This is a genomic window from Streptomyces sp. NBC_00576 (genome assembly GCF_036345175.1).
In the GTDB taxonomy this organism is placed as follows: domain Bacteria; phylum Actinomycetota; class Actinomycetes; order Streptomycetales; family Streptomycetaceae; genus Streptomyces.
The window spans coordinates 2927154-2952871 of the sequence record NZ_CP107780.1; the positions used below are offsets into that span (position 1 = coordinate 2927154).

27 protein-coding genes are annotated in these 25718 nt (G+C 69.6%); 2 read left to right on the forward strand and 25 right to left on the reverse strand.

What is annotated here, in order from left to right; translation table 11 throughout:
• Positions 1 to 31 precede the first annotated feature (31 nt).
• The 3 genes from pyrH to rpsB form a co-directional block, all read right to left on the reverse strand.
• Entirely contained in the window at positions 32 to 790 is a 759-nt protein-coding gene (pyrH, locus tag OG734_RS12095; protein WP_330287501.1) for a UMP kinase, read from the reverse strand.
• Positions 791 to 993: 203 nt separating this feature from the next.
• Complete coding sequence (gene tsf, locus OG734_RS12100; RefSeq protein WP_330287502.1) at positions 994 to 1830, reverse strand: translation elongation factor Ts; 837 nt, start codon at positions 1828 to 1830, stop codon at positions 994 to 996.
• Between the two features lie 100 nt (positions 1831 to 1930).
• Positions 1931 to 2869 (reverse strand): 30S ribosomal protein S2, encoded by a 939-nt coding sequence (gene rpsB / locus OG734_RS12105; RefSeq protein WP_330287503.1) that lies wholly within the window; start codon positions 2867 to 2869, stop codon positions 1931 to 1933.
• 271 nt (positions 2870 to 3140) lie between these two features.
• Here rpsB and OG734_RS12110 point away from each other — a divergent pair, with 271 nt between their 5' ends.
• Positions 3141 to 3740 carry a M23 family metallopeptidase gene (locus OG734_RS12110; RefSeq protein WP_330287504.1) on the forward strand — a complete coding sequence of 200 codons (600 nt, stop codon included), beginning with the start codon at positions 3141 to 3143 and terminating at the stop codon, positions 3738 to 3740.
• 137 nt (positions 3741 to 3877) lie between these two features.
• On the opposite strand, the gene OG734_RS12115 is transcribed toward OG734_RS12110, so the two are convergent.
• The 18 genes from OG734_RS12115 to proS all read right to left on the reverse strand — a co-directional run bounded on the left by OG734_RS12115 (position 3878) and on the right by proS (position 18611).
• Positions 3878 to 4435, reverse strand: a complete 558-nt coding sequence (locus tag OG734_RS12115) for a TetR/AcrR family transcriptional regulator (RefSeq protein WP_330293638.1) — start codon at positions 4433 to 4435, stop codon at positions 3878 to 3880.
• 97 nt (positions 4436 to 4532) lie between these two features.
• Complete coding sequence (whiG, locus tag OG734_RS12120; protein ID WP_330287505.1) at positions 4533 to 5375, reverse strand: RNA polymerase sigma factor WhiG; 843 nt, start codon at positions 5373 to 5375, stop codon at positions 4533 to 4535.
• 322 nt (positions 5376 to 5697) lie between these two features.
• On the reverse strand, positions 5698 to 6879 hold the full coding sequence (dprA, locus tag OG734_RS12125) for a DNA-processing protein DprA (RefSeq protein ID WP_330287506.1): 1182 nt from the start codon (positions 6877 to 6879) through the stop codon (positions 5698 to 5700).
• A complete protein-coding gene (locus OG734_RS12130; RefSeq protein ID WP_330287507.1) occupies positions 6876 to 8501 on the reverse strand; it encodes a YifB family Mg chelatase-like AAA ATPase in 1626 nt (541 codons plus the stop codon). The genes dprA and OG734_RS12130 overlap by 4 nt, the downstream gene beginning before the upstream one ends.
• Positions 8501 to 8887 (reverse strand): YraN family protein, encoded by a 387-nt coding sequence (locus OG734_RS12135; RefSeq protein ID WP_330287508.1) that lies wholly within the window; start codon positions 8885 to 8887, stop codon positions 8501 to 8503. Before OG734_RS12135 ends, OG734_RS12130 begins: the two co-directional genes overlap by 1 nt.
• A 107-nt stretch (positions 8888 to 8994) precedes the next feature.
• A complete protein-coding gene (locus OG734_RS12140; protein ID WP_003965949.1) occupies positions 8995 to 9303 on the reverse strand; it encodes a DUF2469 domain-containing protein in 309 nt (102 codons plus the stop codon).
• A 55-nt stretch (positions 9304 to 9358) separates the two neighbouring features.
• Positions 9359 to 9835 carry an NUDIX hydrolase gene (locus tag OG734_RS12145; protein WP_330293639.1) on the reverse strand — a complete coding sequence of 159 codons (477 nt, stop codon included), beginning with the start codon at positions 9833 to 9835 and terminating at the stop codon, positions 9359 to 9361.
• Positions 9836 to 9872: 37 nt separating this feature from the next.
• Entirely contained in the window at positions 9873 to 10619 is a 747-nt protein-coding gene (gene lepB / locus OG734_RS12150; protein WP_330287509.1) for a signal peptidase I, read from the reverse strand.
• Between the two features lie 37 nt (positions 10620 to 10656).
• Positions 10657 to 11676, reverse strand: a complete 1020-nt coding sequence (gene lepB / locus OG734_RS12155; RefSeq protein ID WP_330287510.1) for a signal peptidase I — start codon at positions 11674 to 11676, stop codon at positions 10657 to 10659.
• The gene (gene lepB, locus OG734_RS12160) at positions 11567 to 12649 is read right to left on the reverse strand and encodes a signal peptidase I (protein WP_330287511.1); all 1083 of its coding nucleotides are present in this window, start codon (positions 12647 to 12649) and stop codon (positions 11567 to 11569) included. The genes lepB (OG734_RS12155) and lepB (OG734_RS12160) overlap by 110 nt, the downstream gene beginning before the upstream one ends.
• The gene (gene lepB / locus OG734_RS12165) at positions 12642 to 13358 is read right to left on the reverse strand and encodes a signal peptidase I (RefSeq protein WP_330287512.1); all 717 of its coding nucleotides are present in this window, start codon (positions 13356 to 13358) and stop codon (positions 12642 to 12644) included. Before lepB (OG734_RS12165) ends, lepB (OG734_RS12160) begins: the two co-directional genes overlap by 8 nt.
• 60 nt (positions 13359 to 13418) lie before the next feature.
• Positions 13419 to 13769: a 50S ribosomal protein L19 gene (rplS, locus tag OG734_RS12170; protein WP_013000407.1), complete on the reverse strand. Its 351-nt coding sequence runs from the start codon at positions 13767 to 13769 to the stop codon at positions 13419 to 13421.
• A gap of 133 nt (positions 13770 to 13902) precedes the next feature.
• A complete protein-coding gene (gene trmD, locus OG734_RS12175; protein ID WP_330287513.1) occupies positions 13903 to 14724 on the reverse strand; it encodes a tRNA (guanosine(37)-N1)-methyltransferase TrmD in 822 nt (273 codons plus the stop codon).
• A complete protein-coding gene (gene rimM, locus OG734_RS12180; RefSeq protein WP_330287514.1) occupies positions 14724 to 15287 on the reverse strand; it encodes a ribosome maturation factor RimM in 564 nt (187 codons plus the stop codon). The genes trmD and rimM overlap by 1 nt, the downstream gene beginning before the upstream one ends.
• Positions 15288 to 15370: 83 nt before the next feature.
• On the reverse strand, positions 15371 to 15610 hold the full coding sequence (locus tag OG734_RS12185; RefSeq protein WP_006373563.1) for an RNA-binding protein: 240 nt from the start codon (positions 15608 to 15610) through the stop codon (positions 15371 to 15373).
• Positions 15611 to 15612: 2 nt separating this feature from the next.
• Positions 15613 to 16032 (reverse strand): 30S ribosomal protein S16, encoded by a 420-nt coding sequence (gene rpsP / locus OG734_RS12190; RefSeq protein ID WP_330287515.1) that lies wholly within the window; start codon positions 16030 to 16032, stop codon positions 15613 to 15615.
• A gap of 309 nt (positions 16033 to 16341) precedes the next feature.
• Positions 16342 to 16944, reverse strand: a complete 603-nt coding sequence (locus tag OG734_RS12195; RefSeq protein WP_053739767.1) for a hypothetical protein — start codon at positions 16942 to 16944, stop codon at positions 16342 to 16344.
• Positions 16945 to 17195: 251 nt separating this feature from the next.
• A complete protein-coding gene (gene proS / locus OG734_RS12200) occupies positions 17196 to 18611 on the reverse strand; it encodes a proline--tRNA ligase (protein WP_330287516.1) in 1416 nt (471 codons plus the stop codon).
• Between the two features lie 198 nt (positions 18612 to 18809).
• Here proS and OG734_RS12205 point away from each other — a divergent pair, with 198 nt between their 5' ends.
• Positions 18810 to 19658, forward strand: coding sequence for an SAM-dependent methyltransferase (locus tag OG734_RS12205; protein WP_330287517.1), 849 nt, complete (start codon positions 18810 to 18812; stop codon positions 19656 to 19658).
• A 140-nt stretch (positions 19659 to 19798) separates the two neighbouring features.
• On the opposite strand, the gene ffh is transcribed toward OG734_RS12205, so the two are convergent.
• The 4 genes from ffh to OG734_RS12225 all read right to left on the reverse strand — a co-directional run bounded on the left by ffh (position 19799) and on the right by OG734_RS12225 (position 25656).
• Positions 19799 to 21358, reverse strand: coding sequence for a signal recognition particle protein (gene ffh / locus OG734_RS12210; RefSeq protein ID WP_330287518.1), 1560 nt, complete (start codon positions 21356 to 21358; stop codon positions 19799 to 19801).
• A gap of 122 nt (positions 21359 to 21480) precedes the next feature.
• Positions 21481 to 23949 carry a [protein-PII] uridylyltransferase gene (locus OG734_RS12215; RefSeq protein WP_330287519.1) on the reverse strand — a complete coding sequence of 823 codons (2469 nt, stop codon included), beginning with the start codon at positions 23947 to 23949 and terminating at the stop codon, positions 21481 to 21483.
• Positions 23950 to 23977: 28 nt separating this feature from the next.
• Entirely contained in the window at positions 23978 to 24316 is a 339-nt protein-coding gene (locus OG734_RS12220) for a P-II family nitrogen regulator (RefSeq protein ID WP_006379495.1), read from the reverse strand.
• Positions 24313 to 25656 carry an ammonium transporter gene (locus OG734_RS12225; RefSeq protein WP_330287520.1) on the reverse strand — a complete coding sequence of 448 codons (1344 nt, stop codon included), beginning with the start codon at positions 25654 to 25656 and terminating at the stop codon, positions 24313 to 24315. Before OG734_RS12225 ends, OG734_RS12220 begins: the two co-directional genes overlap by 4 nt.
• Positions 25657 to 25718 lie beyond the last annotated feature (62 nt).

The following is a 25718-nucleotide window of genomic DNA, read 5'->3' on the forward strand; positions in this document are numbered from 1 at the left end:
GGGACCGTCCCCGGACAGGGCTGATCCCTGGTCAGTCCTGGCTGTTGTGTTCACCGACGAGAGTGCCGATCTTCTCACCCTTGACGGCCCGCGCGATATTGCCCTCGGTCAGAAGCTCGAAGACCAGGATCGGGAGCTTGTTGTCACGGCACAGCGTGATCGCGGTCATGTCGGCGACCTTGAGGTCCCGGGTGATGACCTCGCCGTAGCCGAGCGAGTCGAACTTGACGGCCTCGGGGTTGGCCTTCGGGTCGGAGTCGTAGACCCCGTCCACGCCGTTCTTGCCCATCAGCAGAGCCTCTGCGTCGATCTCCAGGGCGCGCTGTGCGGCGGTCGTGTCGGTGGAGAAGTACGGCATGCCCATACCGGCACCGAAGATGACCACACGGCCCTTCTCCAGGTGTCGTACGGCACGCAGCGGGATGTAGGGCTCGGCGACCTGGCCCATGGTGATGGCGGTCTGGACCCGGCTGTCGATGCCCTCCTTCTCCAGGAAGTCCTGGAGCGCGAGGCAGTTCATGACGGTGCCGAGCATGCCCATGTAGTCCGAGCGGGCCCGGTCCATACCGCGCTGCTGGAGTTCCGCGCCGCGAAAGAAGTTGCCGCCGCCGATGACTACGGCGATCTCGGAGCCGTCGCGCACGACGGCCGCGATCTCGCGGGCAATCTTGTGCACCACGTCGGGGTCGACGCCCAGGCCCCCGCCACCGGAGAAGGCCTCTCCGGACAACTTCAGCATGAACCGGCCGCGCACTTTGCCGTCGTCGCTCTTCTGGGCCTTGGTGGTCATGGAGAATCTCGCCTCTTCACGTGTCACACATACGAAGAAGGCCATTGCCGGTGGGGTGTCGATCGCATCCCATGCTCGGCAATGGCCTCCTCGTCAGATCTGCTGTCGTCCGCCACACGCGCGTGCGTGACGGCGTACGCGCGCGACTGCCATCGACCCTATAGGTATGCCTACGCGGGCCGCGCGTCGATCGCGGTACGGACTCAGATGCCGACCTTGATGCGCGTGAAGCGCTTCAGGGTGACACCGGCCTCGTCCAGAACCTTCTGGACGGACTTCTTGTTGTCCAGCGCGTACGGCTGGCCCAGCAGCGTGGCGTCCTTGAAGAAGCCGTTGAGGCGACCCTCGACGATCTTCGGCAGGGCGGCCTCGGGCTTGCCCTCGGCGCGGGTGGTCTCCTCGGCGACGCGGCGCTCGGTCTCGACGACCTCGGCCGGCACGTCCTCCTTGGAGAGGTACTTCGGCGCAAAGGCGGCGATGTGCTGGGCGATGCCCTTCGCGACCTCGGCATTGGGCTTGTCCAGCTCGACGAGGACACCGATCTGCGGGGGCAGGTCGGGCATCGTGCGGTGCATGTACGCCGACACGTAACCGTCCGCGAACTGCGCGAAGCGGTCCAGGACGATCTTCTCGCCCAGGTTGGCGTTGGCCTCGTCGACGTACGCCTGGACCGTCTTGCCGGGCTCGATCTCAGAGGCCAGCAGGGCCTCCAGATCGGCCGGGGAGGTCTTGGTGACGTGCTCGGCGAGGGCGCCCGCGACAGCCTGGAACTTCTCGCCCTTGGCGACGAAGTCGGTCTCGCACTTCAGCTCGACGAGAACACCGGCGGTGTTGTCGTCGGCGATGATCGAGACGACCGCGCCGTTCTCGGCGGAACGGCCTTCGCGCTTGGCGACGCCCTTCTGGCCCTTGATGCGCAGGGCCTCTACGGCCTTGTCGACATCGCCCTCGGCCTCGTCCAGCGCCTTCTTGCAGTCCATCATGCCTGCGCCGGTGAGCTCACGGAGCTTCTTGACGTCGGCGGCGGTGTAGTTCGCCATGATTCTCGGAGTCTCTCTCGAAGTCTGAAAGATCTACGGATCGGACGGCGGGGGCCCGATGGAGGTGCCCCCGCCGTTCGACAACCCGAAGGGGTGAGGGTCAGGCCTGCTCGGCAGCCTCGGCCGGAGCCTCGGCGACGGGGGCCTCAGCGGCGACCTCGGCCTCAGCAGGGGCCTCGGCCTCGGCGGGAGCCTCAGCCGGAGCCTCGGCGGGGGCCTCGACGGCAGCAGCCTCAGCGGCGGGCGCCTCGGCGTCGTCGGCCTTCTTCTCGCCCTCGAGGAGGTCGCGCTCCCACTCGGCGAGGGGCTCGGCGACGGCCTTCTCGCCCTTGTCACCGGTGTTGACGCCGGAACGGGACATGAGGCCCTCGGCGACAGCATCGGCGATCACACGGGTGAGCAGGGTGACGGAGCGGATCGCGTCGTCGTTGCCCGGGATCTTGTAGTCGACCTCGTCGGGGTCGCAGTTGGTGTCGAGGATGGCGACGACCGGAATGTTGAGCTTCCGGGCCTCACCGACCGCGATGTGCTCCTTCTTGGTGTCCACGATCCAGACGGCGCTGGGCACCTTGGACATCTCGCGGATACCACCGAGGGTCTTCTCCAGCTTGGCCTTCTCGCGCGAGAGCACGAGAAGCTCCTTCTTGGTGAGACCCGACGCGGCGACGTCCTCGAAGTCGATCTGCTCGAGCTCCTTGAGGCGCTGCAGACGCTTGTAGACGGTGGAGAAGTTGGTGAGCATGCCACCCAGCCAGCGCTGGTTGACGTAGGGCATGCCGACGCGGGTCGCCTGCTCGGCGATCGCCTCCTGCGCCTGCTTCTTCGTGCCGACGAACATGACCGTGCCGCCGTGGGCGACGGTCTCCTTGACGAACTCGTAGGCGCGGTCGATGTACGACAGCGACTGGAGCAGGTCGATGATGTAGATGCCGTTGCGCTCCGTGAAGATGAAGCGCTTCATCTTCGGGTTCCAACGACGGGTCTGGTGACCGAAGTGGACGCCGCTTTCCAGCAGCTCCCGCATCGTGACGACGGCCATGGCCGTTCTCCTTGTGTTTCTCGGTTGTGCCGCGGGTACCGGCCGGCACCCGCGCCTGACGCCCGAATACGCCTTGCCGCGAGGGACCGAGAGGCGTTGACACCGACCCTTTTACGGGCCTGATGTCGGGGCGTGCGAAGTCGACCCGGTGACCCGGATCGCCAAAGGAAGTGTACGGGACCCGAGGGGCCCCGGGTGACGCCGATATCCACAACCGGTCAGTACTCCACAGCCTCACCCAGACCATGCCGAATCACGCCAGGCTCCGCCCATGCGAGCGAAACGAGGAGTGCCTCGGCGCCCAGGACTGCTACTGGCCCTGGCCCTGATGCTGATACTGACGTCGTCGACGGCACGGGGAGCCGGGGCGCCCCCGCCAACGGAACCGCCCACCACGGACACCCCTCCCACACCCACGGTCGCCCGCGCCTGGCCGGTGGGAATCCGCCCCCTGGTCCTGCGAGCCTGGGAACCGCCCCCGACGCCCTACGCCAGGGGTCACCGAGGCGTGGACCTGGCGGCAGTCCCCGGCGCCCCGGTTCGTGCGGTAGCCACGGGCCGGGTGCACTTCGCGGGCCGGGTGGCGGGAAGGGGAGTCGTCTCCGTGGAACTCTCGGGCACGGGCACCCCACCCCTGCGAACGACGTACGAACCGGTGACGGCCGCGGTGGAGAAGGGCACGGAGGTGACGGCGGGCGAGGTGCTGGGCACGCTGGAGGCCGGGCGCGGACACTGCACGACGACGTGCGTGCACTGGGGCCTGTTGAGAGGCGACACGTACCTGGACCCTCTGACGCTGCTACCCCCATGGCTGCTCCGCAGGGGCCCGTCCCGCCTTCTTCCGGTACTGGGCGTACCGCTGTCCGGATAGCCACAGGCAGGCGTACACCCGCCCGGCCTGCGGGCATGCGTGCCGCTGTGGGGCGGCACGGGTGGGCGCAGGCGGCACCCCGCAAGCGCGGGCAACCGAGATCTCCTCGACGGCCGCACCGACTCACGGAGCCCGATTCAACCCCGTACACCCCGCAGAGCCATCCCCACAGCCGCATCCGTGATCACCGCAGGATCTTCCGCAACCCCGAACTCGATCCGCCGCACAGCCGCATCCACAATCCCCTGCAACAACATCGCGGCGAGCCGAGGCTCCTCATGCCCGACATCCCGCAACGCCTCGACCACCATCGCGACAAGCCCCCCGTGCGCCGCCCGGATCTTCTCCCGGGCCCCGGCGTCCAGCTCGCTCGCCGAGATCGCCACCACTGCCCGATGACGCCGGTCGCCCACCAGGGCGAGCTGCCGGCGCACATACGCCTCGACCTTGCCCTCGGGCCCGTCCGCCGCGGCCATCGCAGCCTCGACCTCGGCCGCCCAGACCGGGAAGTCGACCTCGCACAGCTCCTCGACGACGGACGCCCGCGACCGGAAGTACTCATAGACGGACGACCGCGCGAGCCCTGTCCGCTCGGCCAGGGCCGGGAAGGTCAGCGCCTCCGTCCCGCCCTCGGACAACAGGGACCTCGCCGCGTCCAGCAGGGCGGCTCGCTGCATCGACCGGTGCTCGGCCACGGAGGCCGCTCGAATCCTTGGCACGTCAACCACTGTACGGACGGTGCGCCCCGGAGGGGAGACACTCCCGTCACCCAGGTCGCCCGGGCCGACCGGGTCATCGACCGAAGCTCGCCAGCTTCGCGCGCAGTTGCAGCACCGACTTGGTGTGGATCTGGCTGACCCGGCTCTCGGTCACGCCCAGCACATTGCCGATCTCCGCGAGGGTGAGGCCCTCGTAGTAGTACAGCGTCACCACGGTCTTCTCCCGGTCGGGCAGCGTGTTGATCGCCCGCGCCAGGAACCGCCGCAGCTCCCGGCCCTCGGCCACCTCGACCGGGTTGTCGGCGGCGGTGTCCTCCAGCGTGTCCATGAGGCTCAGCCGGTCCCCGCCCTCACCCCCCGCGTGCAACAGCTCCTCCAGCGCCACCACGTTCGCCAGGGACAGCTGACTGAACACCGCATGGAGTTCGTCGACCGCGATGCCCATCTCGGCGGCCACCTCGCCCTCTGACGGCGTCCGCCGCAGCCGCGCCTCCAGCGTCGCGTACGCCCGCTCCACGTTCCGCGCCTTCTGCCGTACCGACCGCGGAATCCAGTCCAGCGCCCGCAGTTCGTCGATCATCGCGCCCCGGATGCGTGTGATCGCGTACGTCTCGAACTTGATCTCCCGCTCGATGTCGAACTTCTCGATCGCGTCGATCAGCCCGAACACCCCGGAGGAGACGAAGTCCGCCTGCTCGACATTGGGCGGCAGCCCGACGCTCACCCGGCCGGCGACGTACTTCACGAGCGGTGAGTAGTGCAGGATCAGCTGCTCGCGCAGCCGCTCGTCGCCCGTCGTCTTGTACGAACGCCACAGCTCGTCGAGCGTCGAGGGAGCGGGCGGGCGCACGTTACCGCCGTCGCGGGCGGCCGGTGGGGCCGCCGCCCGGTCGGACCCGGAGGTGTGCTGGGGCATACGTCGCCTAGTGCCGTTCTGCCGTGAACCGGTGGTGTCTGGATGGGTGGCCGGGTGGGCCGTCGGTCTGTCGCGGTCTGATGTCGAATTACCCGTCTGGTCGAATTGCCTGTCCGACTGCCGGTCTGCACCGGAATCCACGTGAGCGTAGCGTGACTGAGGTGTCGCAGTGTGCGAGGTCGAGGGGACGGGCTGTACGCAGATGCGTTCCGCTGGACGCCCCTCAGGGTCATGACCGTCGCCCTGTGTGACCATCGGAGCGGACCAACTGCGGGAAATACCAAGGGCGTCGGGAATCCCCCGGACGGCCGAACACGCTCGGTCAGCATCGGTCCCGTGCGGACCGGATGGAGATCATCGCCTGGCGTGTCAACTTCCAGCCGTCGTCATGTCGTTCGACGTAACCAAGTGATCGGAGCTCGTACAGTCTGGCGACCGCGTCGTCCTTCGCCGTCGACGCGCCCCGCGCGATGTCGTCCACCGTCGCCGTCCCGCGCGCGGGAAGCGCCGCCAGGACACGTTCCGCCGGCGGTTCCAGCAGGTCACGCGGGAGCACCGGCCCGCGCCGGTCCGGCGCAAGTTCGCCCATGTCCCCGACCAGCTCGGCGACTTCGGCGGCGTCGGTGACCAGAATCGCGTCGCCACGCAGGAGCTCGTGCACACCTGCGGAGAGCCCGCTGGTGGCGGGTCCAGGTACCCCTATCGTGAACCGCCCCAGCCGCTGCGCCGCCCGCGCGGTGACGAGCGAACCGCTGCGGTACGCGGCCTCGACGACCACGGTCCCCCGGGTGAGGGCCGCGATCACCCGGTTCCGCATCACGAACCGGCTCTGCGTCGGATGGTCACCGGGCGGCAACTCCCCCACCACCAGCCCCTGTTCGGCGATCCTGGTGATCAACTGGGTGTGCCCGCGGGGGTAGGGCCGGTCGACACCGCAGGCGAGTACGGCGACGGTGGCCCCGCCCGCACCGAGCGCACCCCGGTGCGCGGCCCCGTCGACCCCGTACGCACCGCCCGACACCACCACCCACCCTTGCTCCGCGAGCCCGGCGGCGAGCGTGGCCGCCATGTGGGCGCCGTACTCGGTGCAGGCCCGGGCTCCCACCACGGCGACGGACCGCAGCGCCCACATCCGGAGGCTGGGCCGCCCGCGCACCCACAGTCCCATGGGCCGCGCGTCTCCGAGGTCGTCGAGCTGGGCCGGCCACTCCAGCTCGCCGGGCCACACGAACCGCACCCCCGCCGCCCGTGCGACGGCGAGATCCCGCTCGGGCTCGGCCTGTGCCGCCCGCGCGCACAGCCCCGCCCACCGGGTCCCGGTGACCCCGGTCAGCATCGGACCGCCGTCCCGCAGCCGCCGTACGACCTCCACTGCCCCGCACTCCCGGACCCACCGCCCGGCGACCTCGTCCCCCGGCTCGACGACCCGGGTGAGGAAGACCCGGGCAAGTCCTTCCGCACCCGAATGCCCACGTGCCTCAGCGCCGGCCGCGTCCCCCGTCATGTCAGCGCCCCGATGGCCATGGGCACCCCGCGCGGCACCCCCGTACGCAGTTGCAGCGCGAGGGCGACGTCCGTCGTGTCGGGCCGGTCGTGGCCGACGAGGTCCGCGACGGTCCAGGCGACCCGCAGGACGCGGTCGATCCCGCGCGCGGTGAGTACCCCGCGCTCCAGGTTCCGCTCGGCCTCCTCCATCGCGCCGGGCACCGCATGCCAGCGGCTGCGCAGCTCCCGTCCCGGCACCTCGCTGTTGGTCAGCCACGGGGTCCCCACGAGCCGCGCCGTCGCCCGCTCGCGGGCCGCCCGCACCCGCTCGGCGACCGTCGCCGTGGACTCGCCCCGCGCCCCGCGTTCGGTGAGTTGGGAGCGAGTGACCCGATCCACCTCGACCCGCAGGTCGACCCGGTCGAGCAGCGGCCCGGAGAGCCGGGCCTGGTAGCGCCGGATCACAGAGGGCGGGCACTCGCAGAGGGTGTCCCGCTGGGAGAAGCGGCCGCACGGGCATGGGTTGGCCGCCAGAATCATCAGGAACCTGGCCGGGAACCGCACGACCCCCGCGCTCCGCGCGATCACTACATGCCCGGCCTCAAGGGGCTGACGCAGGGCGTCCAGCACCTGACTGCCGAATTCTGGGGTTTCATCCAGAAAAAGTACTCCCCGATGAGCCAGGGACACGGCTCCGGGCCGCGCCACCCCCTGTCCGCCGCCGACGAGTGCCTGCATGGTGGCCGAGTGGTGCGGCGCGCAGTAGGGCGCCGTGTCGATCAGGGGCTTGCCCGGCGGCAGCAGGCCCGCGACCGAGTGCACCGCGGTGACCTCCAGCGACTCCTCCCGGGTGAGCCGGGGCAGGACTGCGGGCAGCCGCTCGGCGAGCATGGTCTTGCCGGCCCCCGGCGGGCCTTCCAGAAAAACGTGGTGGCCGCCGGCCGCGGCCACCTCCATCGCCGTGCGCGCCGAGTGCTGACCTACGACGTCGGCCAGGTCGTGACCGTTGTCGTACTGCGCGGCGCCCATGCTGTGCATGCCCGTGGCCGCCCCGGTGCCCGGCATCCGCAGGCCCGCCATCAGCGGGTCCGGGCGGCCGTGCTCGTCCGGTTCCTCCTCGGGCACGGGCTCGTCCGTGAGGACGGCGATCAGTTGCCGCAGACTGCGCACACCGAGCACCGACACTCCGGGGACCAGCGCGGCCTCGGCCGCGGCGCACTCCGGTACGACCACCTGTTCGTATCCCGAGTCGGCCGCCGCCAGCACCGCCGGAAGGATGCCCCTGACGGGTCGCACCCGGCCGTCGAGACCCAGCTCGCCGATCATCACGATGTCGGCGAGGACCCGGGGGTCGATCCGCTCGGCGGCGCCGAGCACGGCGGCCGCGACGGCGAGATCGAACCCGCTGCCGCTCTTGGGCACGGACGCCGGACTGAGCCCCACCGTGAGCTTCTTCTGCGGCCAGGCCGCCCCCGAGTTGACGACCGCGGCCCGGACCCGGTCCCGGCTCTCGGTCAGGCTCTTGTCGGGCAGTCCCACCAGGGTGAACGCGGCGACGCCGGGTTCGAGATCCGCCTGGACCTCGACGACCACGCCCTCGACACCGACGAGCGCCACCGAACACGTACGGGCGAATCCCATCACGCCACCCCCCGCGCGTGTTCCACCACGGGCGCGCCGCGCTCGGGCAGCAGAACGCCGACCAGGTCGATGCGGACGCCGCCGGGTGGCGCTCCCCCGTGTTCCTGGACCCAGCGCTCGGCGAGGCCCCGCAGCCGCTCCGCCTTGGCCGGCGTGACGGCCGCCATCGGGTGTTGGAAGACCCCCGCCGGTCCGGCCGCCCGGCGGGTCTTGACCTCGCAGACGACGAGCGCGTCGCCGTCGCGGGCCACGATGTCGATCTCGCCGGTCCGGCCGGCGCGCCAGTTGCGGTCCAGGACCGTCATTCCGGCCTCGGTCAGCCGCCGCGCGGCCAGCTCCTCGCCGTACCTGCCCAGTGCACCGCGCTGTGCGTTGCGTGTGTTCATGTCGGCACCACCTCCGGCGCCAACAATGCGGGCAGTTCAAAGAGCTATTGGATCTTGGTGGACAACCTTGGCATTGTGGATAACTCCGCCACCCGCCCGGGTCACGGTCAGCCGCCCGGGAGCTCCAGATCGCTCTTGTTCAGCTCTTCGATGTTCACGTCCTTGAACGTGAGCACCCGTACCTGCTTCACGAACCGGGCCGGCCGGTACATGTCCCACACCCAGGCGTCCGCCATGGACACCTCGAAGAACACCTCGCCCTGGACCGAGTGCACCTGCATCTCGTAGTCGTTGGTGAGGTAGAAGCGCCGTTCGGTCTCGATCACGTATTTGAACAGACCGACGACATCGCGGTACTCCCGGTAGAGCTTCAGCTCCATCTCGGTCTCGTACTTCTCGAGGTCCTCGGCGCTCATGGCATGTTCCCCTTCAGCCGTGCGTCCCCCCATTGTGCGCCAGTACCGCGAGCCCCTAGACGATTTCCGTGTCGAGGACGTCGGGCGTGGCCGGGGGGCCTTCGTCGAGCACCTTGCGCAGGAGCTCGGCGAGTCTGGTCGGATACACCGTCTCATGTGCCCGGGTCAGTTCCTGGCACGTCCACCAGCGTGCTCCGGCGACACTCCGCCGTTCCAGCTCGGTCTGGCCCGTGGCCCGGGTCTCGGTCCGGTCCGTACGGGCCAGGTAGTACCACTCGTCCTGGTCCCAGCGGCGCCCCGCGAACGGGAAGGAGCAGCGGCGCCGCCACAGCACCGGACCGAGTTCGACCTCGGTGATGCCGGTCTCCTCCGCGAGTTCCCGCAGCGCGGCCTCCTCGTGCGTCTCGTCGCCCTCAAGACCGCCGCCGGGGGTGAACCACCAGGCGTCCGCCGGATCGTCCGGCTCGTGCCCGTGCAGCAGCAGAATCCGGTCCTTCGGATCGAGGAGCACGACCCGGGCCACCTTGCGCATGCCACCGGCGTACGAGTCGTCCGCACCGCCCACCGCGTCAGCGGGCACCGGCAGGCTCCGCCACCGCGACTCCTCGCCGCTTCGCCGCCCGCTTCGCGATCGGCCCGTAGGCGCCGCCGCCCAGGACGAGCACCCCGCCCACCACGATCGCGACGGTGAGCAGCCGCAACGGACCCGGGGTGGACAGGCCCCCCAGGGGCTCGAAGCCCGTGGGACGGGCCAGCATGCCGTTCATGGGCCACACCACGGCGTCGACGCGCGCGTCCACCGAGCTGCGCGACACCGTGCCGTTGAAGGCCTCCGTGAGGTGCGCCGTGGAGTCCAGGGAGCCGGTGCGTTCGTCACCGAGCAGGAACAGGCGCCCCTCGGGGACCGTGATCGAGGGGATGTCGGTCAGCTCGGCAAGCTGGCCCTTGCGCAGGTAGGACTCCTGGATCTGCTTGCCGTTGACGACCAGCTTGCCGTCCGTGCAGCAGGAGACCGTGTCGCCGCCCACGGCCACGACCCGCTTGACCAAGGGCATGTTGCCCCAGCTCGCCTGTCTGAAGACCACGACGTCACCGCGCTTGATGTCGCCGCCGTCGATCCGTTGGGCGAGCACCCGGTCACCGGCCACGATGGTGGGCGACATGGAGTCGGTCGGCACCGTGTACGGCTGGTAGAGGATCGCGCCCCAGACGAAGCCGCCGAGGAAGAGCACACAGCCGAGGGCCACGGCCAGTCCCGACAGCTTGCTGCCGAGCCGTCCGCGGCCCTCGTCCGTACGTGTCGTCGTACTGCTCATTCCAGTGGTCTCCCAGATCGCTGCCTGGGACGGCACCCTACCCGGCGGTACCCGACCCGGGAACACCGGAGTTTCCGACGGTAACCGGAGTAGTCGTACGACCGGCCGCGCGGCGCCTGCGCCACAGCACCAGCGGGACGGCGCCCGCGAGGCCCAGCGCGCCCGGGGCGGCGGCGCTCAGGTTCTGGTCGAAGGTGTCGGGAATGGGCAGCGTGTCCCAGCGGGTGGGCGGCCAGGCGACCACGATGGCGCGGCCGACCACGTTGTCCACGGGCACGAAGCCCGCGTTCTTGTCCTCCTGGTGGTACCGGGAGTCCAGCGAGTTCTGCCGGTGGTCACCCATGACCCAGATTTTGCCCGTCGGTACCGTGACCTTGAACTGGCCGCCCTGGTCGTCGACGCTGCACGGGGTGTTCCCCGCGTACACGTACGGCTCCTCGAGTGCCTTCCCGTTGACCTTCAGCGGGCCCGTGCCGTTGCACTCGATGGTGTCGCCGCCGACTCCGATGACGCGCTTGATGAGGTCCTTCTCGTTGGCGGACGGCATCAGGCCGATCCAGCCGAGGACCCGCTGCACGGGGTTCGGTTCGACGATCGGCTCGCCGGCCAGCCAGTCGGCGGGGTCGTGGAAGACGACGACCTCACCGCGCTCGGGCTCGGAGCCGAACCACGGCGTCAGCTTGTCGACCAGGACCCGGTCGCCCTGCTCCAGCGTGTGCTGCATGGAGTCCGAGGGGATGGAGAACGCCTGGACCAGGAAGGTCTTGATCAGCAGCGCGAGCACCAGCGCGATACCGATGAGCAGCGGCAACTCCTTCCAGAAGGAGCGCTGCTTTCTGGGCTTGTGGCCGGACTCGTCGAGGTCCTGCGCCGTGTCGTCCCCGGAGTCCCCACTGCCCGTCCCGGAGGACCCTGAGCCACTCCCCGAGGGCCCTGGGGCCCCGGAGTCACTCTCGGCGGGGACGGCGTCCTCTGCGGCCGGTGGAACCGGCTCCGCGGGGCGCTTTTCCTCGGGACCGTCCTGTCCGGACCGTGCGCCGACCGCCAAATCCCCCACATCCACTCCTCACTCCGAACCGCCGCCCGCGCCGGATGCGACGCAGGCCCACCACTCCCATAACGAGCGGGAGTTCCGCAGGGGTCGGGAGCGGGATCGATCCATACCGATCCGCGGAAGCCACCCTATGCGACGCGCCGAGGGCGGTGGCCGACCCGCCCGGCACCGACGAGAACGTGTCCGGCTCCTCCAGGCGGGTCCAGTGACCGAACGGCCAGGCGATGACCATGGCCCGGCCCACCACGGAGTTCTCGGAGACAGTGCCGCCGTACCCCTCGGTGCGGTGGTACCGGGAGTCGGCGGAGTTGGCCCGGTGGTCGCCCATCACGAACAGGCGCCCCTCGGGGACCTTCACCTCGAAGGTGAACGACGACGGCTTGTTGCCGGGATGGATGTAGGTCGTCTCGTTGAGCGGCATGCCGTTGACGGTCACGCGCCCCTGGGAGTCGCAGCACTTGACGGTGTCGCCGCCGACCGCGACGACACGCTTGATGAGGTCCTTCTCGTTGTCCGAGGGCAGCAGGCCGATAAAGGTGAGCCCCTGCTTGACCTGCTTGACGACGATGGGGTCCTCGCCCTTCGCGGTGGTCGGCTCGTCGTCGAGCCAGCCGCCGGGGTCCTTGAAGACGACGACGTCACCGCGCTGGGGCTTGGAGCCGAACCAGGGGGTGAACTTGTCCACGAGGACACGGTCGCCGATCTGGATCGTGTTCTCCATCGAGCCCGACGGGATCACGAACGCCTGCACTAGGAACGTCTTCAGGACCAGGGCTATGAGCACAGCGACGCCCACAAGGAGCGGTATCTCCTTGACGGCCGAGCGCCGTCTGCGCGCTTTGACCTTGCGCTGAAGCTTGCGTCGCTCGGCCCGGCCCGGCCTGGCGGCGGCGCCGGCCGCCCGGCGGGAGCCGGTGGGCAGCAGCTGGTCGGCGGCGGTGATCGGCACGCCGCGCGGTTTGCCGCGGTTACCCATGGGCGCCGTCCGAGGCAGACACACGCGCGTACGCGCCGGGACGGTCCAGACGGGTCCAGTGGCCGCGGGGCCAGGCGATCCAACTGGCCCGGCCGATGACTCTGCCGACGGGGACCATGCCCCCGCCGGGCGAACCCAGGTGGTCCCGGGAGTCGCTGGAGTCGCTGCGGTGGTCCCCCAGGAGGAAGAGTCTGCCCTCGGGCACCACTACGTCGAAGGACACCGTGGACGGGTTGTCTCCGGGGTAAAGGAACGTCGACTCGTCGACCGACCGGCCGTTCACCTCGATTCTCCCCTCCTTGTCGCAGCAGACCACGTGGTCTCTCCCCACACCCACAACGCGCTTGATGTAGTCGGCGTGCCCGAAGTAGCCGGTTCCGTCGAACACGACGACGTCACCGCGCTGCGGCTCGGCACCGAAACGGTACGCCAACCTATTTACGAGAACGCGGTCCCCGATCCTCAATCCGCTCTCCATCGAGCGGCTGGGAATTTCAAACGGCTGGAGGACGAACCTGCTGAAGAGGAGCAGAAAGAGCAGGCAGACCAGCACGGTCAGGGTGATCCGTCCGCCCGGGAGCCACTCGGCCGCCCGGGACACCAACGCGAAACGCGACCGGCCCTCCGGCCCTTCGGTGTCCGAGATCTCCTCGGATCGAACAGGGCGGGAGGAGCGGTCGCGCTCCGTCGGCTGTGCTTCGGTGTTCATCGGGGCAGGATGCTATCCGGCCTCGATGTGAGCCTTCTTTATATCGGGCTCGCCAAAAGCTCAGTTGTCGCGCTTCTCCTTGATCTTCGCGGCCTTGCCGCGCAGCTCACGGAGGTAGTACAGCTTGGCGCGACGCACGTCACCACGCGTGACCAGCTCGATCTTCTCGACGATCGGGGTGTGCACCGGGAAGGTGCGCTCGACGCCGACGGAGAACGAGACCTTGCGGACCGTGAAGGTCTCGCGGACACCGGCGCCCTGGCGGCGGATGACTACGCCCTTGAACTGCTGCACACGGGAGCGGTTGCCCTCGATGACGCGGACGTGGACGTTGACGGTGTCACCCGGGCGGAAGGCCGGGATGTCGCTGCGCAGCGACGCGGAGTCGACGGAGTCGAGCAGGTGAGACATTTCGTCTGCTTTCTTCGTTGATGCCACAGGTCATCAACGGGAGCTTGATTTACGGAAGGATGCTGTCCGTGCCGGGGCGGGCGTCGTGTCCCCCCGTGGCAGGGGCGCACGCCGGACGACGCACAACAGCGACCTATTCTTCCATGCCCTCTGGCCTGCGCCAAAATCGGCCGTCGGCGGAAGGCTGCCACCCCATGATGGAGAGCGTCTCGCGGTCCTTCTTGTCGAAGACCGACGCGTCGCACCGCTCGATCAGGTCGGGCCTGTTGGCCGCCGTACGATGCAGCGCCTCGTCCCGGCGCCAGCGCGCGATCTTTCCGTGATGGCCGCTGAGCAGCACGTCCGGGATCTCCCGGCCGCGCCACTGGGGCGGCTTGGTGTAGATGGGCCCCTCCAGGAGGTTGGCCATGGCACCCGGCGCGAAGGAGTCGTCCCGGTGCGACTCCGCGTTGCCGAGAACTCCGGGCAGCAGCCGCGCGACGGCCTCCGTGATCACCAGTACGGCCGCCTCGCCGCCGGCGAGCACATAGTCGCCGATGGACACCTCGTACACAGGCATCCGGGTGGCGTACTCGTCGATGACACGCCGGTCGATGCCCTCGTAGCGGGCGGGCGTGAAGACGAGCCACGGCCGCTCGGACAGCTCGACGGCGAGCGCCTGGGTGAAGGGGCGGCCACTGGGCGTGGGCACCACCAGCGCGGGCGCCCGGGAGCCGGTCTCGTATCCCTCGGCCAGTACGTCGTCCAGCGCGTCGCCCCAGGGGTCGGTCTTCATGACCATTCCCGGGCCCCCGCCGTAGGGCGTGTCGTCGACCTTGTTGTGGCGGTCGTACGTCCAGTCCCGAAGATCATGCACGTGCACATTCAGCTGTCCACGCGCGCGTGCCTTGCCGACGAGCGAGACGTTCAGGGGTTCGAGGTACTCGGGGAAGATCGTGACGACGTCGAGACGCATCAGTCGTCGGCTTTCGAAGAGTCTTCGTCATCCTTCGAAGAGGCGACTTCCGCCTGGTCGTCGATCAGCCCCGGCGGCGGGTCGATGACCGCCCGCTGCTCCTCCAGGTCGATCTCCAGGACGATCTCCTGGACGAACGGGATGTACACCTCGCTGCCGTCGGGTCGCTCCACGACGAAGAGGTCCTGGGAGGGCAGGTGTGAGATCTCGGTGATGCGTCCGACCTCGGTGCCGTCGGCCAGGACCACGTCCAGGTCCATCAGCTGATGGTCGTAGTACTCGTCCTCGCCCTCGGGCATTTCCTCGGGGTCGACGTCGGCGATCAGGAGGACGTTGCGCAGGGCCTCGGCGCCGGTACGGTCTTGTACGCCCGCGAAGCGCAACAGGAGACGGCCGCTGTGCACACGGCCGGTCTCGATGGTCAGCGGGCCCGCCGTGGGCGGGTCGGTGGCGAGGACGGCACCGGGCGGGAGCCGCAGTTCCGGCTCATCCGTACGTACCTCTACGGTGACTTCGCCCTTGATGCCGTGGGCGCGGCCCACGCGCGCGACTACGAGCTGCACTTTCTGGAATCTCCTGTCGTACGACTACGGGCCGGGGACGGCCCAAGTGGCCCTCCCCGGCCCGAGCCGGTGCTACGTGGTGATCAGCGAACCTGGTCCACGTCGACGAGGTCGACACGGACACCGCGTCCGCCGATGGCACCCACGACGGTGCGCAGGGCACGTGCGGTACGGCCGTTGCGGCCGATCACCTTACCGAGGTCGTCGGGATGGACCCTGACCTCCAGAACGCGCCCGCGACGCAGGTCGCGCGAGGCGACCTGCACTTCGTCGGGGTTGTCGACGATGCCCTTCACGAGGTGCTCGAGAGCCTCCTCGAGCATGCTCAGGCCTCGGTCGACGTGGACTCGGCGGCGGCCTCGTCCTTCTTCTCAGTCTTCTTCTTCTGGGTGATGGCCTCACCCTTGCCCGTGTCGTCGCCACCGAGGGCCTCGAACAGCGGACGCGCGGGCTTCGGAGCGGCCACGAGCAGCGGAGCCGGGGCGGGCAGACCCTTGAACTTCTGCCAGTCGCCGGTCAGCTTGAGGATGGCGAGAACGGGCTCGGTCGGCTGCGCGCCGACACCCAGCCAGTACTGCGCACGCTCGGTGTCGACCTCGATGCGCGAGGGGTTCTGCACCGGGTGGTACAGGCCGATCTCCTCGATGGCCCGGCCGTCACGGCGGGTACGGGAGTCGGCGACGACGATGCGGTAGTGAGGCGAACGGATCTTGCCCAGACGCTTCAGCTTGATCTTGACTGCCACGGGAGTGGGTTCTCCTGGAATTGACGTGGTTGGGCACGGCGAGATTGCCGCGTGGGGTTGCGGTACCCGAGTGCCCGATGGACGCGTCAGCCGGAGGCGAGAGGGTTCCTGTGCGGCTGTCGAGTACAGCTGGCCATTCTGCCACACCCTGCGGGCCGCGCCGACCCGGGGCATGACCTGGCCAGGCCTGTACGGGCACCCGGCGCTCCGGATGCCCGTACAGGCGACCGCCCGCGAACCGCGCACTCCCCCACGTGTTCATCCGGCACCCACGAGATGCCGGGCTCGATCACGCGACGGAACGGAGCCTCAGGCGGCGCCGGCGCCCACGATCTCGGGGATTCGGAACGGCTTGCCGCAGCCGCCGCACACGATCGGAGCCTGTGCCAGCACCGACGGGACGACGCGCACGTTGCGACCGCAGTCGCAGACGGCCTTCACGCGCACCCCTCCCCCGGAGGAGCCGTGCCGGGCGGCCGGCCCGCGGAAGGTGCGGGTCGTGTCGGAGGTGGTGGCGACCGTGTGCGCCTTCAGGGCGCGCTGCAGCCGCTCCATGGTGGGGCGGTAGCGCCGCTTGGCCTCGGGGTTGAGCGTGACCAGCGAGAAGCCGCTGCTGGGGTGCGGTTCCTCCGGGTGGTCCAGGCCCAGCTCCTCGGCGATCGCGAGGAATCTGCGGTTGTGGTACCGGCCGGCCCGGGATGTGTCGCGGACTCCGCGGGCGGCTGCGATGCCATGGACTGCCTCATGAAGCAGTCGCTCGAAGGAGAGCGCGTGCCCGCAGGCGGACGACGACTCTCCGATCAGGGACTCGGGCGCGGCAAGATCGGGCAGCTCGGGGTGGTACCGCTGAATGTCGGCCCACGCCTGCGCCAGCTCTGCGGCGAGAACAGGTGGTGTCTGTGTCGTGCTCACGTAATGACAACGAGCCTGGGTGCCGCTGTGTTCCGATTCCGGGCCATCCCAAATAATTTGCACGTACCCGTCAGTTGCGACTGATGCGTCCGGACGAGGGCGGGTGCGCTGATCTGCGGAGAAGCCTCACAGCTCATACCAAGCCGGTGCGTAGCCCCACGTACGACCCGACGCGTACACGTTGTCCGCACGCCGTGGTACCTGTGGTCGGCCGGTACGCAAGAGGCGTTTCGGTCGCTCTTGTCCCCGCCTCAGTAGGCGCGGGCGACGATGGCGACGTTACCGGGTGCGTCGTCGGCGTCGGGCACCGACCCGTCCGCGGCGACCAGACACCGTACGGTCACCGCGTGCTCACCGAGCCTGGCCTCGCCCTCTTCGCCGAGCACCGCCCAGGGGATGCGCGCCCAGCCGCCGGCGGTCGCCGCCTCCACGGCCTCCTCGAACGTCGACACGTCCGAGGTACGGGCCTCCCGGCGCTCACGCGACTGGGCCAGCAGCAGTGCCTGGTCCTCTTCGAGGACAGTGGGCAGCAGACGTACGAGCGCGTCGAGGGCCACCGGCTCCTTGCCGCCCGGAATACGCCGGGCGAGCATCGCCGTGCCGTTCTCCAGGTCACGGGGGCCCACCTCGATGCGTACGGGGACGCCCTTGAGCTCCCAGTCGACGGCGCGCCGGCCGAAGGGCACGTCCGTGCGGTCGTCCACGTGCACGCGGACGCCTGCCGCCTTCAACCGGTCGCCGATCTCGCGGACCTTGGCCAGAACCGCGTCGTCACCCTTGATCGCGAGGACCACGGCCTGGATCGCGGCGAGGCGCGGCGGGACCCGCAGACCGTTGTCGTCGCCGTGCGCCATCACCAGGGCGCCGATCATGCGGGTCGTCGAGCCCCAGGAGGTCTGCCAGACGAGTTCCTGCCTGCCTTCCTTCGACAGATAGCGGGTGTTGAACGCCTTGGCGAAGTTCTGGCCCAGTTCATGACTGGTGGCCATCTGGATGGCCTTGCCGTCGCCCATCATGCCTTCGAGCGTGAGGGTGTTGATCGCGCCCGCGAAGCGCTCCTTGACCGTCTTGCGGCCGGGAACGGTGTCCATCGCCAGGACGTTCACCATGAAGTCCTCGTAGACGTTCCGGTGGATGTGTGCGGCGAAGTCGCGGGCGTCCTCGTGGGTGGCGTGCGCGGTGTGGCCCTCCTGCCACAGGAACTCCGTCGTACGGAGGAAGATTCGGGGGCGCAGTTCCCAACGCACCACGTTCGCCCACTGGTTGATCAGCAGGGGCAGGTCGCGGTAGCTCTGCACCCATTTCGAGAAGTAGTCGTTGATGATCATCTCGGAGGTGGGGCGCACCACCGCGGGCTCTTCGAGGTCCTTGCCGCCGGCATGCGTGACCACGGCCAGCTCCGGCGCGAATCCCTCGACGTGCTCGGCCTCCTTGGCGAAGTACGACTGCGGGATCAGCAGGGGGAAGTAGGCGTTCTGCGCGCCAGTCTCCTTGATCCGCGTGTCCATCTCGGCCTGCATCCGCTCCCACAGCCCGTACCCGTACGGCCGGATGACCATGGTCCCCCGCACCGGACCGTTGTCGGCCAACTCCGCCTTGCCGACCAGATCCTGGTACCAGCGGGGAAAGTCAATTGCCTGGGGCGTGAGTACGGGTGCCTTTGCCATGACGCGATGCTACGGGCCCACGTTGCCGGCATGTGAATTCTTTTCGTGAGCACAGCGAGCACGCAACCTCGGCCCAACTACCTATGGACGGCGGCTCGGGTGCGGAGTTTCCTGGCATACGGGGGAAGTGCGAGCGCACTGTACGGGGGCCACCACATCGGAAACAGCGGCAACTCTCGGCGGATTGGGGCGCTTTCGATGACACCTACGCTCGTGCGGCAGCACCAGCCTCACGCGGGTCCGGCGACCCGCGTGGACCTGTGCACACGCGCGCGTGACTGGTCGGAGATCCAGGAGCGGATGCTCGTACCGCTCTACGAGACCATCTACGAGCGGCTGGAAGTAAGCACCGGCACCCGACTCCTCGGCCTCGGCTGCGGCTCGGGCCTGGCCCTGCTGATGGCGGCCTCAAGAGGCGCCACCGTCACCGGTGTCGAGGCATCGTCACCGGAACGACTGAGCCTCGCGCGGAAGCGTTTGCTGCCCGAATCGCCGGGCACACGCGCGCGTGCCGAGGCCCGGCTCGTGGCGAGTCCCCCTGAGGAGGGGGACGCTCCCGCGTACACCCTGGTGACCGCGTTCGAGCCGATCGGCTGCCTCGCGGGCGACTCCGAGGGGCTCGGCCAGATGCTCACCGCGGCGGTGCCGTCGGCCGGGCACGGCACACCGGTGGTGCTGGCAGGCTGGGGTCCCCCGGAGCGCTGCGCCACGTCGGCCGTGCTGCGGGTCGCGGCCCGGCTCGCCGATCCGCTGCGGGTCATGGGCAGTTGGCGCCCCTCGCTCCGTGACGACCTGGAGGAGGTCGCCCAGCGGGCAGGCCTGCGCCCGGACGGCTCCGGGCGGGTGGCATGCCCGTTCGGGTACGCGGACATGGGCAGCGCGTTACGAGGGCTGCTGTCGACGGGGCTGTTCGACGCGGCGATCACGGCGACCGGCCAGGAACAGGTCGACAAGGAGCTGGCGGAGGCGCTGCATCCGCACCAGCGGCGGGACGGGACGATCTGGATGCCAAACGTCTTCCGGTACCTCATCGCCCGGACGACGTGAGCTCCCCCTGGGCCGCTCCACCCCGGGCGCGCACGCGCTGAACGCACGAGGGCGCCCCTCCGGCGAGGGGCGCCCTGAACGACGTACACACGTCTCGTATCAGCTGATCAACTTCTCAGTTGATCGACATCATCGACATCTCAGCCCATGAACTTCTTGAACTCGTCCGGCAGCTCGAAGTCCTGGCCGGCCTGCTGGCCCGGCAGGCCGAACGCGCCGCCCGGAGCTCCCTGAGGACCGGCGGCCTTGCGCGCGGCCTCCTCCTGCTCCTGCTGCTTGCGCTTCATCGGGTTGCCGGAGCGCTGCTTGCCCTTGGCCTGCTTGGGCTGCTTCTTCGACCGGCCGGGGCCGCCACCCATGCCCGGCATCCCGGGCATCCCCGGCATACCGCCGCCCTGGGCCATGCGGGACATCATCTTGCGAGCTTCGAAGAACCGCTCGACCAGGCCCTTGACCGCGCTGACGTCGACACCGGAACCCTTGGCGATACGGGCGCGGCGCGACCCGTTGATGATCGTCGCGTCCTGGCGCTCGGCCGGGGTCATCGACTTGATGATGGCCGCCGTACGGTCCACATCGCGCTCGTCGAGGTTGTTGATCTGGTCCTTGATCTGGCCCATGCCGGGCAGCATTCCGAGCAGCTTGCTGATGCTGCCCATTTTCCTGACCTGCTCCATCTGGGCCAGGAAGTCGTCCAGGGTGAAGTCCTGGCCCTTCTTGGACGCCAGCTTGGAGGCCATTGCCTCCGCTTCCTCCTGGCTGAACGTCTTCTCCGCCTGCTCGATCAGGGTGAGGAGGTCACCCATGTCGAGGATGCGGGAGGCCATCCGGTCAGGGTGGAACGCGTCGAAGTCGTCGAGCTTCTCACCGTTCGACGCGAACATGATCGGCTTGCCGGTCACCGACGCGATGGAGAGCGCGGCACCACCACGGGCGTCACCGTCGAGCTTCGACAGGACGACACCGTCGAAGCCGACGCCGTCCCGGAAGGCCTCGGCCGTGTTGACGGCGTCCTGTCCGATCATGGCGTCGACGACGAAGAGGATCTCGTCCGGCGAGACCGCGTCCCGGATGTCCGCGGCCTGCTGCATCAGCTCGGCGTCGATACCGAGGCGACCGGCGGTGTCCACGATCACGATGTCGTGGACCTTGGTCTTCGCGAACTCCATGGAGTCCTTGGCGACCTTGACCGGGTCCCCGACCCCGTTGCCCGGCTCGGGCGCGTAGACCGCGACCCCGGCCCGCTCGGCGACGACGCTGAGCTGGTTGACGGCGTTGGGGCGCTGGAGGTCGGCGGCGACGAGGAGGGGCGAGTGCCCCTGGTCCTTGAGCCACTTGCCCAGCTTGCCCGCGAGGGTGGTCTTACCGGCACCCTGGAGACCGGCCAGCATGATGACGGTCGGCGGCTGCTTGGAGAAGCGGAGGCGCCGGGTTTCACCACCCAGGATGGTGACCAGCTCTTCGTTGACGATCTTGAGGACCTGTTGGGCGGGGTTCAGGGCCTTGGATACGTCAGAACCGAGGGCACGTTCCTTGACGTTCTTGATGAACGTCCGCACGACCGGCAGGGCCACGTCGGCTTCGAGGAGCGCGATGCGGATCTCGCGGGCCGTGGCGTCGATGTCCGCCTCGCTCAGGCGCCCCTTGCCGCGCAAGTTCTTGAAAGTCGCTGACAAGCGGTCGGAGAGAGTATCGAACACGGCGGCGTCGGTCCTCGGAGTAGGGGGCAGAGTGGGCTGTTCTCCAGAGTATCCGGCCCTGCAAGCAAATCGTCCCCGCCTGCGTATTCAGCAAGCGGGGACGGAAAACCCCGCGGGGGCGGTCACCCCCGCAACATCTCCTCCAGCTTCCGCGCCACTGTGGATGCCTCGCCCCCCGGCAAAGGCGCACCCCCGCCCGTGGTCACGTAGAACGCGTCCACGGCATTGGACCCCAGCGTGCTGACGTGCATGCTCCGCACCCGCACCCCCGCGTCGTCCAGTGCCCGCCCAATCCGGTGCAGCAGCCCCGGGGCGTCCTGGGCGCGCACCTCGATCACCGTGGCCAGCCGGGACGCGGCCGGATGTACGGTCACCCGGGCCGGCGGCGCCACGACACCCCGGCGCCGTGGGTACGCCGCGTCGCGCTCGGCCAGGCGGCCCGCGATGTCCAGGGAGCCGTCCAGGGCCCGTACGAGGTCGGCGCGCAGGCGGGCCGCCTGGGGCAGGGAGCCGTACTCGGCGGCGACGCGCCAGTCGAGGAGCAGGACCGCGCCCTCGACGCCGTCGGGAAGGTCCAGTGTGCGCAGTTCCGCCGTGCGGACGGTCAGCCGGTGCATCGCGAGGACGCCGGCCACGGCGGGCAGGACGCCCGGCTGGTCCGGCACGGCGATCAGGAGTTCCACGCCGAGGGGTTCGGGTTCGCCCGCGGCCGGCGTCGGGGACTCCTCCGCCGACGCCTCTGCCGGGGGCTCCGTCTGGGCGCGCAGCGACAACACCGGGCCGCCCGTGCGGAACGCCTCGATGGCGAGCCGTTCCTGTTCGGCGGTGGGTGCGGCGGCCTCGGGTTCCTCGGGGGCGTCCCCGGAGAGCATGGCGGCGACCCGTTTCACCAGGTCGGCGACGAGCGAACCGCGCCAGGTCGACCAGGCGGCCGGGCCCGTCGCCAGCGCGTCGGACTCGGTGAGCGCGTGGAGCAGTTCGAGGGTGCTCTGCGTGCCGACGGCCTCGGCGACCGAGCGCACGGTGGCCGGGTCCTCCAGGTCACGCCGGGTGGCGGTGTCGACGAGCAGCAGATGGTGACGTACGAGGGTGGCCAGCACTGCCACGTCCGCGCGGTCGAAGCCGATGCGGGCGGCCACGTCCTTCGCGATGATCTCGCCCGCGACGGAGTGGTCGCCGGGCCAGCCCTTGCCGATGTCGTGGAGCAGCGCGGAGACGAGGAGGAGGTCGGGGCGGCTGACCCGGCGGGTGAACTCGGAGGCCCGGACGGCCGTTTCGATCAGGTGGCGGTCGACCGTCCAGATGTGGACGGCGTTGCGCTGCGGGCGGCAGCGGACGCGCTCCCAGTCGGGGAGAAGGTGGGTGATCAGGCCCTCGGCCTCCAGTGCCTCCCAGACCTCGATGGTCGGGCGGCCCGAGCCCAGCAACGTCACCAGTTGTTCTCTCGCCTCGGCCGGCCACGGCGTCGGCAGCGGGCGTGCTGCCGCTGCCATGCGGCGGACCGCGTGCAGGGAGAGCGGGAGACCCGCCTGGGCGGCTGCGGCTGCGGCGCGCAGGGGCAGCACGGGGTCGCGGTCGGGGCGCGCGGCGCGGGCGAGCACCACTTCGCCGTCCTGCTCCACGACGCCCTCTGCCAGTGGGGAACGTTCCGGCGCCGGTTTGCCGCCGCCCAGCATGGCGCGCAGGCGCGGACGTACGGCGCGTGATCGCAGTACGCGCCCCACCTCGCGCCAGGTCACATCGCTGGCGTACGACACGACGCGTGCCGCCTCGTACACCTGCCGCAGGAGGGTGTCGGCGTCGAGGAGGCCGAGTTCCGCGGCGACCTGGTCCTGTTCCTGGAGGGCCAGGCGGTCGGTGGCGCGGCCGGTCGTCAGGTGGAGGGCGTCGCGGACGTCCAGCAGTCGGCGGCGCGCGTCGTCGAGGCCCTCGCGGGGGGCGTCGGCCAGCCAGGAGGCCGCGACGGCGCGCAGGGCGGTGGCGTCGCGCAGGCCGCCGCGGGCCTCCTTGAGGTCGGGTTCGAGGAGGTACTGCAGCTCGCCCTGGCGTTCGGCCCGTTCGGCGCAGAGTTCCTGGAGTTCGGGGAGGCGTTTGGGCGCCTGGTTGCGCCAGTCGGCGAGGACGGTGGTGCGCAGGCCGGCCGTGAGACCGAGGTCGCCGGCCAGGTGGCGGGCGTCCAGCAGACCCAGCTGCACCTTGAGGTCCTCGCCCGACACCTTGCGGGCCTCGGACTGGGTCCGGACGGAGTGGTCCAGGGCGAGGCCCAGGTCCCAGACGGGGTACCAGAGGCGGTCCGCCAGGGCCGCGACGCCGGCGGAGTCGCTGCCGTCGTGCAGAAGGAGCAGGTCCAGGTCGCTGCGTGGGGAGAGTTCACCTCTGCCGTAGCCGCCGACGGCGACCAGGGAGACTCCGCGCAGTCCTTCGGCGGCCGCTGTGAACAGGCCGCTCAGCCATTCGTCCGTCAGTTCTGCCAGGGCCGCACGGCGCGGCGGCCCGGACCGCGCCTCCTCAGTGAGGAGGCGCAGCCGGGCCGCCGCATAGCCGCTGGGTCCCGAGTCCTCTGCATCCTTACGCACGTCCGTACTCGTCACCCAGCGACTCCTGTTCTTTTTTGCTGCCTCAGAGCGCGTCCGGGCCGCGCTCGCCGGTCCGGACCCGGACAGCCGTCTCGACCGGGAGGGACCAGACCTTGCCGTCACCGATCTTGCCGGTACGGGCCGCCTTGACGATGACGTCGATCAGACCTTCGGCGTCGTCGTCCTCGGCAAGGACCTCGATACGGATCTTGGGTACCAGGTCGACCGTGTACTCGGCGCCCCGGTAGACCTCGGTGTGGCCCCGCTGACGACCGTAGCCGCTCGCTTCGGTGACTGTCAGACCGTGGACCCCGAAGGCCTGGAGGGCCTCCTTGATCTCGTCGAGACGGTGGGGCTTCACAACGGCGGTGATGAGCTTCATGCGTCCACCTTCTTGCTCGCGCCCCCGACACCGGCCGGGACGGACGTACGGGCCGCGCCGCCGCCGGCGCCGCTGAAGTCGTATGCGGTCTCGGCGTGCTCGGCCTGGTCGATGCCGGCGATCTCGTCGTCCTCGGGGACTCGCATGCCGATCGTCTTGTCGAGGAGGAAGGCGAGGATCGCGGAGACGACCAGGGAGTAGCCGAGGACGGCGAAGACGCCGGCGCACTGCTTCCAGAACTGGTCGAGGCCGCCGCCGTAGAAGAGGCCCTCGACCTCCGACTGGCCCTTGCCGCTGGCGAAGAAGCCGATCAGCAGGGAGCCGACGACACCGCCGACGAGGTGGACACCGACGACGTCGAGCGAGTCGTCGTAACCGAACTTGTACTTGAGGCCGACAGCCATGGCGCACAGCAGACCGGCGATGGCGCCGACCGCGATCGCGCCGATCGGGGAGACCGCACCGCCCGAGGGGGTGATGGCGACCAGACCCGCGACCGCGCCGGAGGCGGCGCCCAGCGTGGTGAACGCGCCGTGGCGGATCTTCTCGTAGATGAGCCAGGCGAGCATGGCGGCGGCGGTGGCGACCTGCGTGTTGACGAACATCAGCGTGCCGACGCCGTCGTCGTTGCCCAGCCACGAGCCGGCGTTGAAGCCGAACCAGCCGAACCACAGGAGGCCGGAGCCGAGCATGACCAGCGGGAGGCTGTGCGGGCGCATCGGGTCCTTCTTGAAACCGACGCGCTTGCCGATGACCAGGATCACACCGAGCGCCGCGGCACCCGCGTTGATGTGGACCGCCGTACCACCGGCGAAGTCGATGACGCCGAGCTCGAAGGCCCAGCCGCCCGCGCCCCATACCCAGTGGGCGACGGGGAAGTACACGACGGTGGCCCACAGGGCTACGAACAGCGCCCAGGCCGAGAACTTCACGCGGTCCGCGAGAGCACCGCTGATCAGGGCGGGCGTGATGATCGCGAACATCATCTGGAAGACCATGAAGGTCAGGATCGGGATGTTGTAGCCGTCCCACAGATCGGTCGTGCCGATGTCACTGAGACCGACCCAACCCGAGGTCCAGCCGATGAGGCTGCCCTTGTCGGTGCCGAACGCGAGGGAGAAGCCGTACAGCACCCACAGAAGGGTGACGATGCCGATGCTGATAAAGCTCATCATCAACATGTTCAGGGTGCTCTTGACGCGGACCATGCCTCCGTAGAAGAAGGCGAGACCGGGGGTCATGAGCAACACCAGGGCCGAACAGATCAGCATGAACCCGGTGTTTGCGGCAGACAGCTTGGGAGCGGCGTCTGCGGCTAGCGTGATGGCGGCTGATGCCATCGGCGTCTCCTCGTCATTTGGTACGGCCCCGTGCGGGCGAAGCCTGAGCGGATTGAGGGGTG

Excerpts from the sequence above, each read along its gene's own strand:
- pyrH (WP_330287501.1), bottom strand. The coding sequence starts at position 790 with ATGACCACCAAGGCCCAGAAGAGCGACGACGGCAAAGTGCGCGGCCGG.
- tsf (WP_330287502.1), bottom strand. The coding sequence starts at position 1,830 with ATGGCGAACTACACCGCCGCCGACGTCAAGAAGCTCCGTGAGCTCACC.
- rpsB (WP_330287503.1), bottom strand. The coding sequence starts at position 2,869 with ATGGCCGTCGTCACGATGCGGGAGCTGCTGGAAAGCGGCGTCCACTTC.
- OG734_RS12110 (WP_330287504.1), top strand. The coding sequence starts at position 3,141 with ATGCGAGCGAAACGAGGAGTGCCTCGGCGCCCAGGACTGCTACTGGCC.
- whiG (WP_330287505.1), bottom strand. The coding sequence starts at position 5,375 with ATGCCCCAGCACACCTCCGGGTCCGACCGGGCGGCGGCCCCACCGGCC.
- dprA (WP_330287506.1), bottom strand. The coding sequence starts at position 6,879 with ATGACGGGGGACGCGGCCGGCGCTGAGGCACGTGGGCATTCGGGTGCG.
- OG734_RS12130 (WP_330287507.1), bottom strand. The coding sequence starts at position 8,501 with ATGGGATTCGCCCGTACGTGTTCGGTGGCGCTCGTCGGTGTCGAGGGC.
- OG734_RS12135 (WP_330287508.1), bottom strand. The coding sequence starts at position 8,887 with ATGAACACACGCAACGCACAGCGCGGTGCACTGGGCAGGTACGGCGAG.
- OG734_RS12140 (WP_003965949.1), bottom strand. The coding sequence starts at position 9,303 with ATGAGCGCCGAGGACCTCGAGAAGTACGAGACCGAGATGGAGCTGAAG.
- OG734_RS12145 (WP_330293639.1), bottom strand. The coding sequence starts at position 9,835 with ATGCGCAAGGTGGCCCGGGTCGTGCTCCTCGATCCGAAGGACCGGATT.
- lepB (WP_330287509.1), bottom strand. The coding sequence starts at position 10,619 with ATGAGCAGTACGACGACACGTACGGACGAGGGCCGCGGACGGCTCGGC.
- lepB (WP_330287511.1), bottom strand. The coding sequence starts at position 12,649 with ATGGGTAACCGCGGCAAACCGCGCGGCGTGCCGATCACCGCCGCCGAC.
- lepB (WP_330287512.1), bottom strand. The coding sequence starts at position 13,358 with ATGAACACCGAAGCACAGCCGACGGAGCGCGACCGCTCCTCCCGCCCT.
- rplS (WP_013000407.1), bottom strand. The coding sequence starts at position 13,769 with ATGTCTCACCTGCTCGACTCCGTCGACTCCGCGTCGCTGCGCAGCGAC.
- trmD (WP_330287513.1), bottom strand. The coding sequence starts at position 14,724 with ATGCGTCTCGACGTCGTCACGATCTTCCCCGAGTACCTCGAACCCCTG.
- OG734_RS12185 (WP_006373563.1), bottom strand. The coding sequence starts at position 15,610 with ATGCTCGAGGAGGCTCTCGAGCACCTCGTGAAGGGCATCGTCGACAAC.
- proS (WP_330287516.1), bottom strand. The coding sequence starts at position 18,611 with ATGGCAAAGGCACCCGTACTCACGCCCCAGGCAATTGACTTTCCCCGC.
- OG734_RS12205 (WP_330287517.1), top strand. The coding sequence starts at position 18,810 with ATGACACCTACGCTCGTGCGGCAGCACCAGCCTCACGCGGGTCCGGCG.
- OG734_RS12220 (WP_006379495.1), bottom strand. The coding sequence starts at position 24,316 with ATGAAGCTCATCACCGCCGTTGTGAAGCCCCACCGTCTCGACGAGATC.
- OG734_RS12225 (WP_330287520.1), bottom strand. The coding sequence starts at position 25,656 with ATGGCATCAGCCGCCATCACGCTAGCCGCAGACGCCGCTCCCAAGCTG.